Source organism: Pseudomonas sp. WHRI 8519, assembly GCF_040224055.2.
GTDB classification, from domain to species: Bacteria; Pseudomonadota; Gammaproteobacteria; order Pseudomonadales; family Pseudomonadaceae; genus Aquipseudomonas; species Aquipseudomonas putida_X.
In genome coordinates this window covers 2,289,605-2,305,979 of sequence record NZ_CP167996.1, presented here as the reverse complement: position 1 = coordinate 2,305,979, position 16,375 = coordinate 2,289,605, and the positions used below count along the sequence as shown (strand labels likewise).

14 protein-coding genes are annotated in these 16,375 nt (G+C 63.3%); 8 read left to right on the top strand and 6 right to left on the bottom strand.

Translation table 11 applies throughout. The features are described 5' to 3' along the window. Window positions 1-33 precede the first annotated feature (33 nt). Window positions 34-492, bottom strand: a complete 459-nt coding sequence (locus ABRP30_RS10570; RefSeq protein ID WP_349974338.1) for a metallophosphoesterase family protein — start codon at window positions 490-492, stop codon at window positions 34-36. Window positions 493-728: 236 nt separating this feature from the next. Here ABRP30_RS10570 and ABRP30_RS10565 point away from each other — a divergent pair, with 236 nt between their 5' ends. Together ABRP30_RS10565 and ABRP30_RS10560 are read left to right on the top strand one after the other, a co-directional pair. After that, window positions 729-1,826 (top strand): carboxynorspermidine decarboxylase, encoded by a 1,098-nt coding sequence (locus ABRP30_RS10565; RefSeq protein ID WP_267823045.1) that lies wholly within the window; start codon window positions 729-731, stop codon window positions 1,824-1,826. 32 nt (window positions 1,827-1,858) lie between these two features. Then, window positions 1,859-3,103 (top strand): saccharopine dehydrogenase family protein, encoded by a 1,245-nt coding sequence (locus ABRP30_RS10560; RefSeq protein WP_039602482.1) that lies wholly within the window; start codon window positions 1,859-1,861, stop codon window positions 3,101-3,103. Between the two features lie 207 nt (window positions 3,104-3,310). Here the strand turns inward: ABRP30_RS10560 and ABRP30_RS10555 are convergent, their stop codons facing one another. Beyond that, window positions 3,311-4,357, bottom strand: a complete 1,047-nt coding sequence (locus ABRP30_RS10555) for a class I SAM-dependent methyltransferase (protein ID WP_349974339.1) — start codon at window positions 4,355-4,357, stop codon at window positions 3,311-3,313. Between the two features lie 218 nt (window positions 4,358-4,575). Between ABRP30_RS10555 and ABRP30_RS10550 the strand changes: the two genes are divergently transcribed. The 3 genes from ABRP30_RS10550 (at window position 4,576) to ABRP30_RS10540 (ending at window position 8,962) form a co-directional block, all read left to right on the top strand. After that, window positions 4,576-5,796, top strand: a complete 1,221-nt coding sequence (locus ABRP30_RS10550; protein ID WP_349974340.1) for a putative DNA modification/repair radical SAM protein — start codon at window positions 4,576-4,578, stop codon at window positions 5,794-5,796. Further along, on the top strand, window positions 5,787-6,629 hold the full coding sequence (locus tag ABRP30_RS10545) for a TIGR03915 family putative DNA repair protein (protein ID WP_267823039.1): 843 nt from the start codon (window positions 5,787-5,789) through the stop codon (window positions 6,627-6,629). Before ABRP30_RS10550 ends, ABRP30_RS10545 begins: the two co-directional genes overlap by 10 nt. Before the next feature lie 164 nt (window positions 6,630-6,793). Next, window positions 6,794-8,962, top strand: coding sequence for a TonB-dependent siderophore receptor (locus tag ABRP30_RS10540; protein WP_349974341.1), 2,169 nt, complete (start codon window positions 6,794-6,796; stop codon window positions 8,960-8,962). A 72-nt stretch (window positions 8,963-9,034) separates the two neighbouring features. Here ABRP30_RS10540 and ABRP30_RS10535 read toward each other — a convergent pair whose 3' ends face one another. From ABRP30_RS10535 to ABRP30_RS10525, 3 genes are all read right to left on the bottom strand, one after another. Then, window positions 9,035-10,006 (bottom strand): biotin-dependent carboxyltransferase family protein, encoded by a 972-nt coding sequence (locus tag ABRP30_RS10535; RefSeq protein WP_349974342.1) that lies wholly within the window; start codon window positions 10,004-10,006, stop codon window positions 9,035-9,037. Further along, window positions 10,003-10,890, bottom strand: a complete 888-nt coding sequence (locus tag ABRP30_RS10530; protein ID WP_349974343.1) for a carboxyltransferase domain-containing protein — start codon at window positions 10,888-10,890, stop codon at window positions 10,003-10,005. The genes ABRP30_RS10535 and ABRP30_RS10530 overlap by 4 nt, the downstream gene beginning before the upstream one ends. A 90-nt stretch (window positions 10,891-10,980) precedes the next feature. Next, entirely contained in the window at window positions 10,981-11,739 is a 759-nt protein-coding gene (locus ABRP30_RS10525; RefSeq protein ID WP_349974344.1) for a 5-oxoprolinase subunit PxpA, read from the bottom strand. A 119-nt stretch (window positions 11,740-11,858) separates the two neighbouring features. On the opposite strand from ABRP30_RS10525, the gene ABRP30_RS10520 reads away from it, so the two are divergent. The 3 genes from ABRP30_RS10520 to ABRP30_RS10510 all read left to right on the top strand — a co-directional run bounded on the left by ABRP30_RS10520 (window position 11,859) and on the right by ABRP30_RS10510 (window position 15,628). Then, window positions 11,859-12,776 (top strand): LysR family transcriptional regulator, encoded by a 918-nt coding sequence (locus ABRP30_RS10520; protein ID WP_349974345.1) that lies wholly within the window; start codon window positions 11,859-11,861, stop codon window positions 12,774-12,776. A gap of 87 nt (window positions 12,777-12,863) precedes the next feature. Then, window positions 12,864-14,930 (top strand): maltose alpha-D-glucosyltransferase, encoded by a 2,067-nt coding sequence (treS, locus tag ABRP30_RS10515; RefSeq protein ID WP_349974346.1) that lies wholly within the window; start codon window positions 12,864-12,866, stop codon window positions 14,928-14,930. Between the two features lie 80 nt (window positions 14,931-15,010). Beyond that, window positions 15,011-15,628 carry a riboflavin synthase subunit alpha gene (locus tag ABRP30_RS10510; RefSeq protein ID WP_267823027.1) on the top strand — a complete coding sequence of 206 codons (618 nt, stop codon included), beginning with the start codon at window positions 15,011-15,013 and terminating at the stop codon, window positions 15,626-15,628. On the opposite strand, the gene ABRP30_RS10505 is transcribed toward ABRP30_RS10510, so the two are convergent. Continuing rightward, window positions 15,629-16,333: an SDR family oxidoreductase gene (locus ABRP30_RS10505; RefSeq protein ID WP_349974347.1), complete on the bottom strand. Its 705-nt coding sequence runs from the start codon at window positions 16,331-16,333 to the stop codon at window positions 15,629-15,631. It lies immediately after the preceding gene. Window positions 16,334-16,375: the final 42 nt, after the last annotated feature.

The window sequence follows — 16,375 nt, the reverse complement described above, 5'->3', positions numbered from 1 at the left end:
GGTCGCCGGCAAGCCAGCGATCAGGCCGCAGGGTCACTCAAGCAACTGAATGATGCGCGGCTGCACGTGGCTGCGCTCGACTTCGATGACCGCCACCGTCACCGGCAACTTGAACCGCCGTGGCCCGGCACTGCCGGGGTTCAGGTACAACCGCCCTTCACGCCAGTCGATCAATGGCTTGTGCGAATGCCCAGTGATCACCACGCGCACCGCCTCATCCAGTTCGGCTGGCACATCGGCAATGTCGTGCACCAGCAGTGTCTGCCAGCCGTGCATGTCGAAACATCGCTGGTCGGCCAGGCCAGCTGCCCAGGGCAACTTCAGGTCGTTGTTGCCGCGCACCACCTCTAACGGCGCCAACGCCTGGAGTTCGTCAAGGATCTCTGGCTTGCCGATATCACCGGCGTGCACGATCAGATCGCAACCGGTCAGCGCCCTCACCGCCTCGGGCCGCAGCAAACCGTGGGTGTCGGAGATGATGCCAGCTTTCATTCATGGCTCCTGTGCGGCTCTGTCGCATTGCAGCACTTCATCGGATTCTCCTTGTACCGCGCAACCGGTGATTAGGATGGTCATACGGGCCTGTTCCAATGAGCTCGCTGCAGTCGGAAAAATTCCGGTCTATCGGCAACGACCTCGACGAAATGCATATCTCGCCCTTTCGGTATGCAGCAAGTGAAGGCACAATGCGTGTCCTTTTTTTGGCCGGCCTGGCCGGGGGCCTTTAAATGATCAAGACGCCGTATTACCTCATCGATAAAACCAAGCTGCTGAGCAACATGGAGAAGATCGCCTACGTGCGCGAACACTCCGGTGCCAAGGCGCTGCTCGCCCTCAAGTGCTTCGCCACCTGGTCGGTGTTCGACCTGATGCAGCAGTACATGGACGGCACTACATCCTCGTCGCTGTACGAGCTCAAGCTCGGCCGCCAGAAGTTCGCCGGCGAGACCCACGCCTACAGCGTGGCCTGGGCCGACGACGAGGTCGAGGAAATGCTCGAGAACTGCGACAAGATCATCTTCAACTCCATCGGCCAGCTGCAGCGCTTCGCCGAGCAGTCCGAAGGCAAGGTCCGCGGCCTGCGCGTCAACCCGCAGGTCAGCAGCTCCGACTACCTGCTGGCCGACCCGGCCCGCCCGTTCAGCCGCCTCGGTGAATGGGACCCGGAGAAGATCGAGAAGGTCATCTCGCAGATTTCCGGCTTCATGTTCCACAACAACTGCGAGAACGGTGACTTCGGCCTGTTCGACAAGATGCTGACGCACATCGAAGAGCGCTTCGGGCACCTGCTGCACAAGGTCGAGTGGGTCAGCCTGGGTGGCGGCATTCACTTCACCGGTGAAGACTATGCCGTCGATGCGTTCTGCGCGCGCCTGAAAGCCTTCTCGCAGACGTACGGCGTGCAGGTCTACCTGGAGCCGGGCGAAGCGGCCATCACCAACAGCGCCTCGCTGGAAGTGACCGTGCTCGACACCCTGTACAACGGCAAAAACCTGGCCGTGGTCGACAGTTCGATCGAGGCACACCTGCTCGACCTGCTGATCTACCGGCTGAACGCCAAGATGGCCCCCAACGACGGCGAGCACACCTACATGGTGTGCGGTAAATCGTGCCTGGCCGGCGACATCTTCGGCGAGTACCAATTCGATCGTCCGTTGGCCATCGGCGATCGCCTGTCGTTCATCGACACGGCGGGTTACACCATGGTCAAGAAAAACTGGTTCAACGGTTTGAAGATGCCATCCATCGCGGTCAAGCAGCTCGACGGCAGCGTCGAAGTGGTGCGCGAGTTCGGTTTCGACGACTACGTTTCCAGCCTGTCGTAAGACCGGCTATCAAGTAAGGAGCAAGGGATAAATTGAAGAAGAACGTTCTTATCATTGGTGCAGGAGGTGTCGCCAAGGTGGTGGCCCACAAGTGCGCGCAGCATAACGACGAACTCGGTCGTATTGCCATTGCGTCGCGGAACATCTCCAAATGCCAGGCCATCATCGACAGCGTCAAGGCCAAGGGTAGCCTCAAGGTACCCGCCGACATCCAGGCCTTCTCGCTCAACGCCCTCGATGTCGAGGCAACCAAGGCACTGATCCGCGAGACTGAATCGCAGATCGTGATCAACGTGGGCTCTGCCTTCCTCAACATGTCGGTGCTGCGTGCCTGCATCGATACCGGTGTCGCCTACCTGGACACCGCGATCCACGAAGAACCGGGCAAGATCTGCGAGACGCCGCCCTGGTACGGCAACTACGAGTGGAAACACCTCGAAGAATGCCAAGAGAAGAACATCACCGCCATTCTCGGCGTCGGTTTCGACCCGGGTGTGGTGAACAGCTACGCCAAACTGGCGCAGCAACAGTATTTCGACAGCATTGATTCGATCGACATTCTCGACGTCAATGCTGGGTCCCACGGCAAGTATTTCGCCACCAACTTCGACCCGGAAATCAACTTCCGCGAGTTCACCGGGCAAGTATGGAGCTGGCAGAACAGCCAGTGGACCAGCAACACCATGTTCGAGGTGAAACGTACCGACGACCTGCCGGTCGTGGGTTCGCAGAACCTGTACCTGACCGGTCATGACGAGGTCCACTCGATCTCGAAGAACCTCAACGTACCGAACGTGCGCTTCTGGATGAGCTTCGGCGAGCACTACATCAATGTGTTCACCGTGCTGAAGAACCTGGGCCTGCTTTCCGAGCAGCCGGTCAAGACCGCTGAAGGCCTGGAAGTGGTACCACTGAAAGTGGTCAAGGCCGTGCTGCCTGACCCCGCTTCGCTGGCGCCTGGCTATACCGGCAAGACCTGCATCGGTGACCTGGTCAAGGGCACCAAGGATGGTCAGCCGCGTGAGGTGTTCATCTACAACGTGGCTGATCACGAAGAGGCCTACGCCGAGACCGACAGCCAGGGTATCTCCTACACCGCCGGTGTACCGCCAGTGGCTGCCGCCCTGCTGGTTGCCCGTGGCGAATGGGATGCCAAGCGCATGGTCAACGTCGAGGAGCTGCCAGCCGAGCCGTTCCTCAAGGCGCTGGATGTGATGGGCCTGCCGACCCGTGTCAAAGATGAAAAAGGCGATCGTCCCTGGGACGCTGAAGCCTAAGCAGCAAGAGCAAGGGGCGCCAATCTGGCGCCCCTTCTTTTTGCCTGCACCGGCCTCATCGCCGGCAAGCCGGCTCCCACCGGGACCGCGCAGTTCTTCAAGCCTGCGCTTTACCTGCGCAAGCAACTGTCTTGCCCAATTTTTAAAAGCCGGCGCAATCCATGTGGGAGCCGGCTTGCCGGCGATGAGGCCGGCATTGGTGTGCACCTACTTCCTGGCTTCCAGTATCAGGTTGAACGGCGTCTGTGTCGCCCGCCGGAACTCGGTGAACCCCGCCTCTTCGAACACCGCCCGCAAGCGCGCCTCGCCCGCCTGTGCGCCCAGCCCCAAGCCCACCTCCTGGGACAGTGAATTCGGTGTACAGATGAACGTCGACGCGGCATAGAACAAGCGCCCGACCGGCGTCAGGTTGCCATCGAGCGTATCCTCGGCATAGGGTTCCACCAGCATCACCGTACCGTCGGGCTTCAACGCCTGATAGGCGTGCCGTGCAGCGCCGACCGGGTCGCCCATGTCGTGCAGGCAATCGAAGAAGCACACCAGGTCATGATCGTTGCCCGGGTAATCCTTGGCCGACGCCTGCTGGAAACTCACCTGCGGGGTCAACCCGGCCTCACCGGCGCGTTCGCGGGCCGTGGCGATGGAGGGCGCATGGTAGTCATAGCCGATGAAGGTCGATGCTGGAAACGCCTGGGCCATGACCAGCGTCGAAGCGCCATGCCCACACCCCACATCCGCGACCTTGGCGCCGGCCTGCAGCTTGGCCACCACACCGTCGAGCGCCGGCAGCCAGTCGGCCACCAGGAAGGTGCGATAGCCGGGCCGGAAGAAACGCTCGGTACCGCTGAACATGCAGGGGTGATGGTCGCCCCACGCCAACCCCCCGTCACCGCGCATCGCAGCCACCAGCTTGTCCTTGTCGTGAAACAGCGCGGCCACTACCGCCGCGCCGCCCGCCATATAGGCCGGTGAATCCTCCAGGGCCAGTGCCATGGCCTGTTCCTCGGGCAGCACGAAACTGCCCTGCTCATGGACCATATAGCCAGCCGCCGCCTGGGCGTTGAGCCATTCACGCACCAGCCGTGGATGGCAGCCGGTCCGTGCCGCCAGCACCTGGGGGGTGACCGGCTGGCTATCGGCCATGGCCCGGTACAACCCCAGTTCGTCGCCGAGTATCACATTGGCCAGGGTCGCCGCAGCGCCCATGTCACCCACCAGCTTGCCCATGAAATCGTGGAGCCTTGCCTCGTCCATGACCTGCCCTCCTCTGCAAGAAGGCCACCGTCAGCGAGGGATGTCCGGTCCGGGGTCGCGGTGGTCGGGTTAGGTGTTGAGGCTCGCCGTGGTGGGAGCCGCGGCGGGCTGTTTGTAAGTTTAGATGCCATGCCTGAACGGCACGACCGTCTGACACCACTTGCATTCCATCAATTCTCAAAATACTGTATGAATATTCAGTATCAAGAGACACCCTCATGCAGCTCATTGCCAAGCTTGGCATCCTTGCCGATGCCGCCAAGTACGATGCGTCCTGTGCCAGCAGTGGCGCGCCCAAACGCAGCTCGCGCGGCAGCAACGGCCTGGGCGCGACCAACGGCATGGGGATCTGCCACAGCTATACACCGGACGGGCGCTGCGTTTCGCTGCTAAAAGTGCTGTTGACCAACTTCTGCCTGTACGACTGCCAATACTGCGTCAATCGCCGATCCAGCAACGTGCCGCGGGCGCGTTTCACCCCCGAGGAAGTGGTGCGCCTGACCCTGGACTTCTACCGGCGCAACTGCATCAGCGGCCTGTTCCTCAGCTCCGGCATCATTCGTTCGGCCGACTACACCATGGAACAGTTAATCCGCGTGGCGCTCCTGCTGCGTGAGGAGCACAACTTCCGGGGTTACATCCACCTCAAGACCATTCCCGACGCCGACCCACTGCTGATCGAGGAAGCCGGGCGCCTGGCCGACCGCCTCAGCGTCAATATCGAACTGCCCACCGATGCCAGCCTCAAGCGCCTGGCCCCGGAAAAGCACGCCCATACCATTCGCCAGGCCATGGGCGTCATCCACCAGGGCCAGCAAGCCGTGGCGGGCGAACCCAAAGCACCGCGCTTCGCCCCGGCCGGGCAAAGCACCCAGGTCATCGTCGGCGCCGATGCCACTGACGACAGCACGCTGCTGCGCAACGCCGAGTCGCTGTACCAGGGTTACGGCCTCAAGCGCGTGTATTACTCAGCCTTCAGCCCGATACCCGACAGCCCCGGCAGCGTGCCGCTGGCAGCCCCACCGCTGCTGCGCGAGCACCGCCTGTACCAGGCAGATTTCCTGTTGCGCGGCTATGGCTACAAAGCGGGTGAGTTGCTCGGCCAGGCGGGTAACCTGGCCCTGGACATCGACCCCAAGCTTGCCTGGGCACTGGCCAACCGTGAGGTGTTCCCGCTGGATGTGAACCGTGCCGAGCCGGCGCTGCTGGCACGCATCCCCGGCATTGGCCTGCGCAGTGTGCAGCGGCTGGTGGCGCTGCGCCGTGAACGGCGGGTGCGCTATGACGACCTGATCCAGCTGCGCTGCGTGCTCGACAAGGCCCGGCCATTCATCATCACCAGCGACTACCGCCCAGGCCAGGCCGAGCTGCGCAGCGGCCTGCTGCGCGAGCGCCTGCGTGAGCCACAGGCACCCGTGCAGATGGGGTTGTGGGGGTGATCGCGCTCGATTGTGACGACTGCTTCAGCACCTGGCGCGCTCAGGCGCGCACGCTGCTCGGGCACGGTGTCGACCCGGCGCAAGTGACCTGGTCGCAAGGGCCGATCGATGACCTGCTGGCGGTGCCTGCTGCGCTGCCAGACGGGCCCGGCCCCTTTCACGCCAAGGTACCGGCGGCGCTGTTGGGCCTCCTGGAACAGGCATCGCGATACCGGGGCGAGCAACGCTGGGCGCTGCTGTACGAAGTGCTCTGGCGCGTGGCCCACGGTGACCGCACGGCAATGCTCGCCGGCGACCGCCTGGGCAGTGAACTGCACCGGCGTATCAAGCAAGTCAGCCGTGAAGCACATCACTTGCATGCATTCGTGCGTTTCGTGCCCTTGCCGCCAGTACTTGCCGAGCAACTGCAACTGGATCTGGTGGCCTATCACGAGCCGGCCCATGACATTCTGCACAGTGCCAGCGCGCACTTCGCCGACCGCCTGGGGCGCCAGCGCTGGTTGATCGCCACGCCGGCGGACGGTATCCGCTTCGACGGCCAGGGGTTCGATTATCAGCGGCACTGCCCGGACGCTTGGCGGCAGTGGGCGCGCAATGCCGATGACCCGGGTGCCGAGCTGTGGCGCACCTACTACCGCCACACCTTCAACCCCGCCCGCCTCAACCCGGATGCCTTGCGCCTGCACATGCCGGGGCGTTTCTGGCGGCATTTGCCCGAAGGCATGCTGATCCCGCAACTCGAAGGGCTGGCGCGCCAAGGCAAGCAACGTGATGGCCAGGCTGCGGAAGTGGCCGAGCAGCGGGGCAAGGCGATAAACCGCGCTGAACCCTGATCGCTCTGCACGGCGCCGTCTAGACAGCGCTACAAATGTGAAAAAAAGGTAAAAAATCCTACATCCCAATCTTTCACGGGCGGACAAATCCTGACAAACTTATTGTTAATCGTTCTCATACACGCTTTCAATAACGTTTAACAATGCACAGGAACCCACCCCACATGCCGTCGCCACTCGCGCCCACGCGCAATCTCCCTGCCCGCAACCTGCTCGCCATGGCCATCTGCATGGCCATCGTCACACCGGCCCTGGCCGAAGGCGATCAGCCCACTGCGCTGGTGCTGGGCGCCACCGAGATCAGCTCCGACAGGCTGGGCAGCACCACGGAGGGTTCGCAGTCCTACACCACAGGTTCCATGTCCACCGCCACCAAGCTGCCATTGAGCCTGCGTGAAACGCCGCAAGCGGTCACCGTGATCACCCGCCAGCGCATGGACGACCAGGCGATGACCAGCATCAACGACGTGGTCAAGGCCACGCCAGGGCTGTTCCTCGACTACTCCGGCGGGCCAGGTCGGCAAAGCTACACGTCACGGGGCTTTGACATCGACAACCTGATGTACGACGGCATTCCGAGCGGTTACAAGCCGTATACCGTGGGTTCCCAGCCTAACCTGGCCATGTTCGACCGCGTCGAGGTCGTGCGCGGCGCGACCGGCCTGATCACCGGCTCCGGCAACCCTTCGGCGGCCATCAACCTGGTGCGCAAGCGTCCGCTGGCCGAACAGAAGGTCACCCTGACCGGCGCCGCTGGCAGCTGGGACGACTACCGCGGCGAAGTCGATGCCTCCAGCCCGCTCAACGACAGCGGCACACTGCGCGGCCGCGTGGTGACGTCCTACCGGGGTGCCAACAGCTACATCGACGACGTCGAAGAAGACCACGGCCTGTTCTATGCGATCACCGAGGCGGACCTGTCCGAAGACACCACCCTGACCCTCGGTTTCTCTCACCAGAAAGACCAGACCAACAACTTCTGGGGCGCCATGCCAACCGCCCTGAACGGCCACCACGTGGGTTACTCGCGCTCCTACAACCCAGGCAGTGACTGGGAAAACAAGGACCAGGAGATCAACACCGTATTCGCCGAAGTGCAGCAGCGCCTGGCCAATGACTGGAAGCTGCAGGTCAACGCCAACTATTCCCAACAGGACGGCACCTTCACCGGCTCCTACCAGTCGCGTTGGGCAGGGCTCGACAAGCCGCTGTCCCGTACGGCCTACCAGTCCAAGCACCAGGAAAACCAGGCTGGCGTGGACGGCTTCGTCAGCGGCCCGTTCCAGGCGTTTGGCCGCACCCACGAGCTGGTGGTGGGCGCCAGCAAGCGCATCTATGACATGGACACGCGCAACTACAGCCCGTATGACACCAACTGGCCGCTCAATGGCGGCAAGCCGAGTTTCGTGCACACCAACAATGTACGCGAAGTCGCTACCCAGGAAGGTGTGTACATGACCACGCGCCTGAGCCTGGCCGACCCGCTGAAGCTGATCCTGGGCGGCCGCCTGGACTGGTACGACTACGACAACAAGGAAAGCTCCAGCGCCGATTACAAGGTCACGCGCAATGTCACCCGCTATGCCGGCCTGATCTACGACCTGGACGATCATCACTCGGTGTATGTCAGCTACAGCGACATCTTCAACCCACAGGATTACAAGGACGCTTCCGGCAGCCCGCTCAAGCCGGTGGACGGCAAGAACTATGAAATCGGCCTCAAGGGCGAGTACTTCGATGGCGCCCTCAATGCCAGCGTGGCGCTGTTCCGTATCGACCAGGAAAACCGTGCCGTTTCGCAGACCAACCTGACTGGCTGCAACGACCCTACCAACTGCTACGTCGCCTCTGGCGAGGTACGCAGCCAAGGTATCGACATGGAGCTGCAGGGTGCGCTGACCCGCAACTGGCAGGTCGGTGCAGGCTACACCTATGCCCGCGTCCACACCCTCAAAGACGCCGCCAACCCGGGCAACGTCAACCAGCGCTTCGACACCGATACCCCGGAGCACCTGTTCAAGCTGACCACCACCTACCGCTTCGAAGGCCCGCTGGAGAAGCTGCGCATCGGTGGCAACATCTCCTGGCAGAGCCGCATCTACAACGACTTCACCGTTGCCGATGGCAGCGAGTACCGTCTGGTCCAGGGTTCGTACGCGGTCACCGACCTGATGGCTGGCTACCAGGTCAACAAGCACCTCGACCTGCAGCTCAACGCCAACAACGTCTTCGACCGCAAGTACTACTCGGCCGTGGCCACCTCGGTCAACTATGCCGGCGACACCTGGGGCGCACCGCGCAACATGATGCTGACCGCCAAGTACAGCTTCTGACCTGAGGCTAGCCCGCCTGTACCGGACGCTTCGCAGCAACCCGCGAAGACGCCGGTACAGGCTGCGCACCGATCAGCTGAACAGCTTGCTCAGATACGCCAGCCTTTTCTTGTAGGACCGCCGCGCTTCAAGCGCCGCTTCCATGCTCACCGGCAAGAACCGCGCCTGCTGGTTCGGCTGCATCTGCCCGATCAGGTCCAGGTCGGCGCTGATCACCGTGCCGATCATGGCGTACCCACCACCCGACACCGCATCGCGGTGCAGAATGATCGGCTCCAGCCCGGCGGGTACTTGTATCGAGCCGATCGGGTAGCAACTATCGACGATATTGGAAGGATCCGAGCCAGCGCCGAATGGCTGCTCACGCGGCTGGAAACTCAGTGCGTTGCCGCCCTTGTAGCGGTAGCCGATACGGTCGGCCTCGGAGCCCACCGTCCAGGCATCGGTGAAGAAGCTTTTCGCGGCGGCTTCAGACAGGCGGTGGAAGTACAACCCCGGCACCACGCGCAACACCACTTCGCCACCCAGCGCCTGGCGCAGTGCCATTGGCAAACTGGCACCGGCACGGGCCTTGGCACTGGGAACACCGACCGGCAGTAAATCACCTGCCTGCAGCTTGCGACCCTGAAAACCGCCCAGCGCGCCCAGTGCGTAGGTGGACCGGCTGCCCAGCACTTCGGGTACATCAATGCCGCCCGCGACCGCCAAATAGGCACGCGCCCCGGCTGTGGGGAAGGCAAAGCGCAGCACCTGGCCTGCCCTGACTGCAAACGAAGTGTCCGGGCGCTGTTCACGGCCATCGAGCAGCACCGGCATCTGTGCGCCGCACACCGCCACCAGGGCATCCTGCAGAAACTCCAGCTCCGGCCCCACCAGTGCACATTCAAGGCCGGCAGTGCCCGCCGGGTTGCCGACCAGCTGGTTGGCGGCGCGCAACGCATATTGATCAAGCGCCCCTGACGGCGGGATGCCCAAGTGGTAATAGCCTTCACGGCCCAAGTCCTGCACCGAGGTAGCCAGGCCAGGTTTGAGTACCTTGATCATGCCAGCACCTCCTGCAACGACTTGGGATAGCCGACCGGGTCGGCCAGGAAAGCATCCAGCGAGAACTCAACAGGGCGAATGCGTAGGTCGAAACGGCCGTCCTCGACATCCGCCACCGCCTGGTCATAGGCCTGACGGTCGATGGGTTTGAACTGCACGATGTCCCCCGGGCGGAAGAACACCATGTGCTCCTTCAGATAGTTCAGGCCCTGCTGCGGGTCGTAGATCGGCGCCGGGGTAACGCCGAACATCTGGTAGCCCCCTGCCCCGCGCACCGAGTAGATGCACCCGAAACAGCCGCCGTGGCCCAGGGTCAGCTTCGGCGTGTCGGTGCGCGGGCGCAGGTACTTGGGCACCTGCAACTGGCGCTCGCGCTCGACCATCTGGAACATGAACGGCAGGCCTGCGACAAAGCCGACCATCGACACGAACCAAGGCGCGCCACTGTGCGCGGCGATGAACGCATCGACATCGGCCAGGCCATTGATACGCGCCGCGTATTCCAGGTCGGTGCTGCCCGGGTCCTGGTGGCGGTCGCGAAAGCGCATGAGGGTTTCATGGGTCCAGGGGTCGTTGTACAGCACTGGGATCTCGATGATCCGGGTGTGCAATGCGCGCTCGGCAACCGCCTCGGCCTCTGCACCGCGCACTGCTGCAAGCAGCACGTCGGGGGCGATGCGGTCGGGGTCGAAGCGGATCTGGAACGAGGCGTTGGCCAGGCAAATGTCCAGCACGCCCTCCAGCGCCAGGCGCTCCACCGCCCGGGTAACGGCCATGCCCTTGAAGAATGCCTCCAGCGACATGCTCTCGCTGACTTCGGCAAACAGGTGCTCGTCGGCACCAAAGCTGTAGCGGATCGGGGTACTGGCAAGCGGCTCGGCCATGTCTGCTCCTTTTTTGGAATCTTTATCGTAAGGCAGGCAAAAACAATGCTGTGCAGCGCACCGGTGTCTGAGCACCGTGTGCTTTGAACCTCAACGGGGCGTGCGCACTTCGATGCCGGCGGCGTCCAGCGCTGCACGGGTGGCTTCGACCAGGTCGAGCGCGCCGGGGGTATCGCTGTGCAGGCAGATCGAGTCGAATTCGATGGCCAGATCCTGGCCTTCGACCGTGCGTACAACGCCCTCGCGGCAGGCCCGCAGCACGCGCGCGGCGACCGCCTGCGGCTGATGGCCACGCACCGTGCGGGTGAACACGATGGAACCGCTCTGGTCGTACTCGCGGTCAGCGTAGAACTCACGCACCACCGGCTGGCCGAGTGCCTGGGCAACCCGGCAGATCACCGAGCCAGGCATGCAGTACAACAACAGTTGCGGCTCGATCACCTGCAGATTCTGCACCAGCAACCGGGCGGCTTCTTCATCACGGGCCAGGTGCATGTACAGCGCACCATGGGGCTTGATGTGTTGCAGCTTCACGCCCTGCGCCCGGGCGATTTCACGCAGCGCACCCAACTGGTACAGCATGTCGTCGACCAGCTCCTGAGCCGGCGCGTTGATGTGCCGGCGGCCGAACCCGACCAGGTCCCGAAAACCCGGGTGAGCGCCTACGGCCACGCCCAGCGCCTTGGCCCGCTCGACGGTGCGCCGCATGGTGCCTGGGTCACCGGCATGAAAGCCGGTGGCGATGTTGGCCGAACTGATGAAGGCCATCAGCTCGTTGTCGACACCATCGCCGATGGTCCAGGGGCCGAAGCCCTCACCCATGTCCGAATTGAAGTCTACTGCCTGCATGCCTACGCTCCCGGTGCTTGTGAGGGTGTGAAGGTCACGTTAGATTCTCTACCGCCCCCTTGGGAAGATCTATAAACAGATAGGGTGTCTTCGGAAAAACAGATACCCAGGAGCCTCCCGTGTCACTGACCTTGCGCCAGGTTCGCTACTTCGTCGCCACCGCCGAGATCGGCCAGATCTCCCAGGCCGCCCTCCACCTCAACATTTCCCAATCGGCGGTGACCACCGCGATCAAGGAGCTGGAGGCGATGCTCGGGGTGTTGCTGTTCCAGCGCTCCGCGCAAGGCATGAGCCTGACCGATGCGGGCCGGCATTTTCTCAACCGCGCCTATGTGATCCTGCGCAGTGTCGATGACGCACTCAACAGCCCGCTGCCGGACGTGCGCGCCAGTGGCCTGCTGCGCCTGGCGGCGAGCTACACGGTGATCGGCTATTTCCTGCCGCACCACTTGCAACGCCTGGAACACTGGCACCCGGGCGTAAACCTGCAGGTCCACGAGCAGGAGCGCAGTGCCATCGAGCAAGGGCTGCTGGAAGGCCACTTCGACATGGCCGTGGTGCTCACCGCCAACCTCACCCACCCCGATATCGTCTCTGAAACGTTGTTCAACTCCGAGCGCCGGCTGTGGCTGCCCAGCCACCATCCACTGTGCGAGCGCTCTACGGTAAGCCTGGCCGATGTTGCCCGTGAGCCGTTCATCCTGCTGACCGTGGACGAAGCCGAGCAGAGCGCCATGCGTTACTGGGAGCTGGCTGGGCAACGGCCCAGCGTGCGGGTGCGCACCAGCTCGGTGGAGGCGGTGCGCAGCATGGTGGCCAATGGCAGCGGTGTGGCTATCCTGTCTGACTTGGTGCACCGGCCCTGGTCGCTCGAAGGCAAGCGCATCGAGACCGTCACCATCAGCGACCCGGTCACGCCCATGAGCGTGGGCCTGGCCTGGCACCGCGAGCGGGCATTCAGCCCGGCGATGCAGGCCTTGCGCGACTACTTCCATGGTGCGTTCCTGGCGCCGCAGCAATTATCGGCGCGGCGCTGAATGGCCAGGGCGTGATACCTCAGCCGAACGTTCCGGCGCCGCCGCCGTCATAACTTGGCCGGTGCCGCCACGCAGAGAGGACGCGAAATGACCCAACCCGACCCGTCATACGTCAAATGGCTCGAAGAGCGCTCCATGCTCAAGGCCTCCCAGGAGCGGGCCCGGCTGTATTCCGGCCAGTCCCGCCTGTGGATGAACCCCTACGCCGAAACGCAGCCACGCCGCGCCACCGACATCGCATCGGTTTGGCTGACCGTCTACCCCGATGCGATCATCGCCCCTGAAGGCTGCTCGGTGCTTGGCGCGCTGGGCCACGAAGCCTTGTGGAAGCGCCTGTCGGAAATTGGCGTACAGGGCATTCACACCGGCCCCATCAAGCAGTCCGGGGGTGTCAGGGGGCGCGACTTCACCCCCAGCGTGGACGGCAACTTCGACCGCATCAGTTTCGATATCGACCCGCTCTACGGCACCGAGCAGGAGCTGGTGCAGATGAGCCGCATGGCGGCGGCGCACAACGCCGTGACCATCGATGACCTGATCCCCTCGCACACGGGCAAGGGCGCCGATTTCCGCCTGGCCGAGCTGGGGCACGGCGCCTATCCAGGGCTGTACCACATGGTCGAGGTGCGCGAGGAAGACTGGCCGCTGCTGCCAGACGTGCCCCCTGGCCGCGATTCGGTCAACCTGCTGCCTGCGCAGTGCGATGAGCTCAAGGCACACCACTACATCGTCGGCCAACTGCAACGGGTGATCTTCTTCGAGCCCGGCGTGAAGGAGACCGACTGGAGCGCAACACCACCGATCACCGGTGTCGATGGCAAGACGCGGCGCTGGGTCTACCTGCATTACTTCAAGGATGGCCAACCGTCGCTCAATTGGCTGGACCCAAGCTTTGCCGCGCAGCAGATGATCATCGGCGACGCCCTGCATGCGCTGGACTGCCTGGGCGCGCGTGGCCTGCGCCTGGATGCCAACGGTTTTCTCGGGGTCGAGACCTGCGCCAGTGGCACCGCCTGGTCGGAAAGCCACCCGCTGTCGATCGTCGGTAACCAACTGATCGGCGGCATGATCCGCAAGGCCGGCGGGTTCAGCTTCCAGGAGCTTAACCTGACGCTCGACGACATCGCGCAGATGTCCAAGGGCGGCGCCGACCTGTCGTATGACTTCATCACCCGCCCGGCGTACCAGCATGCACTGCTGACCGGCGATACCGAGTTCCTGCGCCTGATGCTCAAGGAAATGCACAGCTTCGGCATCGACCCGGCGTCGTTGATCCACGCCCTGCAGAACCACGACGAGCTCACCGTCGAGCTGGTGCACTTCTGGACCCTGCACGCCCATGACATGTACCTGTACCGGGGCCAGACCCTGCCCGGCAACATCCTGCGCGAACACATCCGCGAGGAAATCTACGAACGCCTCTCGGGCGAACATGCGCCCTACAACTTGCGCTTTGTCACCAACGGCATCTCCTGCACCACCGCCAGCCTGATCACTGCAGCGCTGGGCATTCGTGACCTGGACCAGATTGGCCCGGCTGATATCGAGCTGATCCAGAAGGTGCACCTGTTGCTGGTGATGTACAACGCCATGCAGCCCGGCGTGGTCGCACTGTCGGGCTGGGACCTGGTCGGCGCCCTGCCGTTGCCGGCCGAAGCGGTGGCGCAGAAGATGGCCGATGGCGATACCCGCTGGATACACCGTGGCGGCTACGACCTGGCCGGGCTCGATGAAGAGGCGCAAACGTCGGTGCGTGGCATGCCGCGCGCACGCGCACTGTACGGCAGCCTCGACCAGCAGCTGGAAAGCAGCGATTCGTTTGCCAGCAAGGTCAAGAAACTGCTCGCCGTGCGCCAGGCCTATGGTATTGCCAGCAGCCGCCAGGTACTGGTGCCCGAGGTGAGCAGCCCGGGGTTGCTGGTGATGGTGCACGAACTGCCCGCCGGGCGTGGCATCCAGATCAGCGCACTGAACTTCGGCCACGAGGTGATTGCCGAGGAGCTGCTTCTGGACGGCTTCACGCCCGGAACGGTCGTGGACATGATCAATGAGACGGTCGAGGGTGACCTGACCGAGGATGGGCGGTTGATGATCAACCTGGACCCCTATGAAGCCTTGTGCCTGAGAATAGTGAACAGCAGCGGGCATCTGTGAGACCCTAGCGGACTGCGCGGGCCAACGTGTGAACGTGCCCGCTCAGTCCGCTTGCCTTTACAGCGCCAAGGAGCACCTTCATGTACACCGGCATCGTCCAGGCCGTCCGCCCCCTGCTTGCGGTGACTAACTACCCGGGCCACAACCAGTTCACCATCGACCTCACCCCCGAACTGCTCGAGGACCTGAAGATCGGCGCCAGCGTCAGTGTCGAGGGCACTTGCCTGTCGGTCACCGAAATTGACGGCACCCAGGTGAAGTTCGACGCCATGACTGCCACCCTCGAGCGCACCAACCTGCGCTGCTTCAAGGCAGGCCAGGGCGTGAACATCGAGCGCTCGGCAAAAATGAACGCCGAAGTCGGCGGCCACCTGATGGCCGGCCACGTCGCTACCACCGCCGAGATCGTCGAGCTGTCGATCGAGGAAACCGGCGCCTTCATCACCTTCCGCATGCCGCCGCAGTGGGCCAAATACGTGTTCCCACGCGGGTTTCTCGGCGTCAACGGCTGCAGCCTGACCGTGGCCGACGTGGACGACACCTTGGTCACCATCAACCTGATCCCGGAAACCCTGCGCCAGACCACCTTCGCCCACTACAAGGCCGGTGAGCTGATCAACATCGAAGTGGACCACCAGACCATGGTCCTGGTCGATGTGGTGGAGCGCACACTCAAAGCCACCCTGGCCCGCGCCTGATCAGATGCTGCGGGTAATGCCGCCATCGACCCTGATGTTCTGCCCGGTGATGTACGCCGCGCCATCGCTGGCCAGGAAGGACACGGTGGCGGCGATTTCCTCGCTGCTGCCATAGCGCTTGAGCGGCACGCTGTCACGGCGCTGCTCAGTGGCCGGCAGGCTGTCGATCCAGCCCGGCAGGATGTTGTTGATGCGGATGTTGTCCGCAGCATAGGTGTCGGCGAAGATTTTGCTGAACGCCGCCAGGCCCGCCCGGAACACTGCCGAGGTGGGGAACAGGTCACTCGGCTCGAAGGCCCAGGCGGTGGAAATGTTGATCACCACCCCGCCCTGCTGGCGCTGCATGATTGGCGTGACCAGCCGCGTTGGGCGGATGACATTGAGCAGGTAGGTCTCCATGCCCTGGTGCCAGTCTTCGTCGCTGATTTCAAGGATCGGCGCACGCGGGCCGTGGCCGGCACTGTTGACCAGCACATCGATACGGCCCCATTCGGCGAGTACGGCATCGACCAGGCGCTGGATGTCGCCGTTGCACTGGTTGCTGCCGGTCACGCCAATCCCGCCCAGCGTCTCGGCCAGTGCCTGGCCTTTGCCAGAGGACGACAGGATACCGACCTTGAAGCCGTCGGCGGCCAGGCGCCTGGCTGCTGCGGCGCCCATACCGCTGCCGCCGGCGATCACGATTGCTACTTTTTGGTTGGACATGAAGCCTCCGGGTCAACCCTGCGATGTGCATGAGGGAGCGGC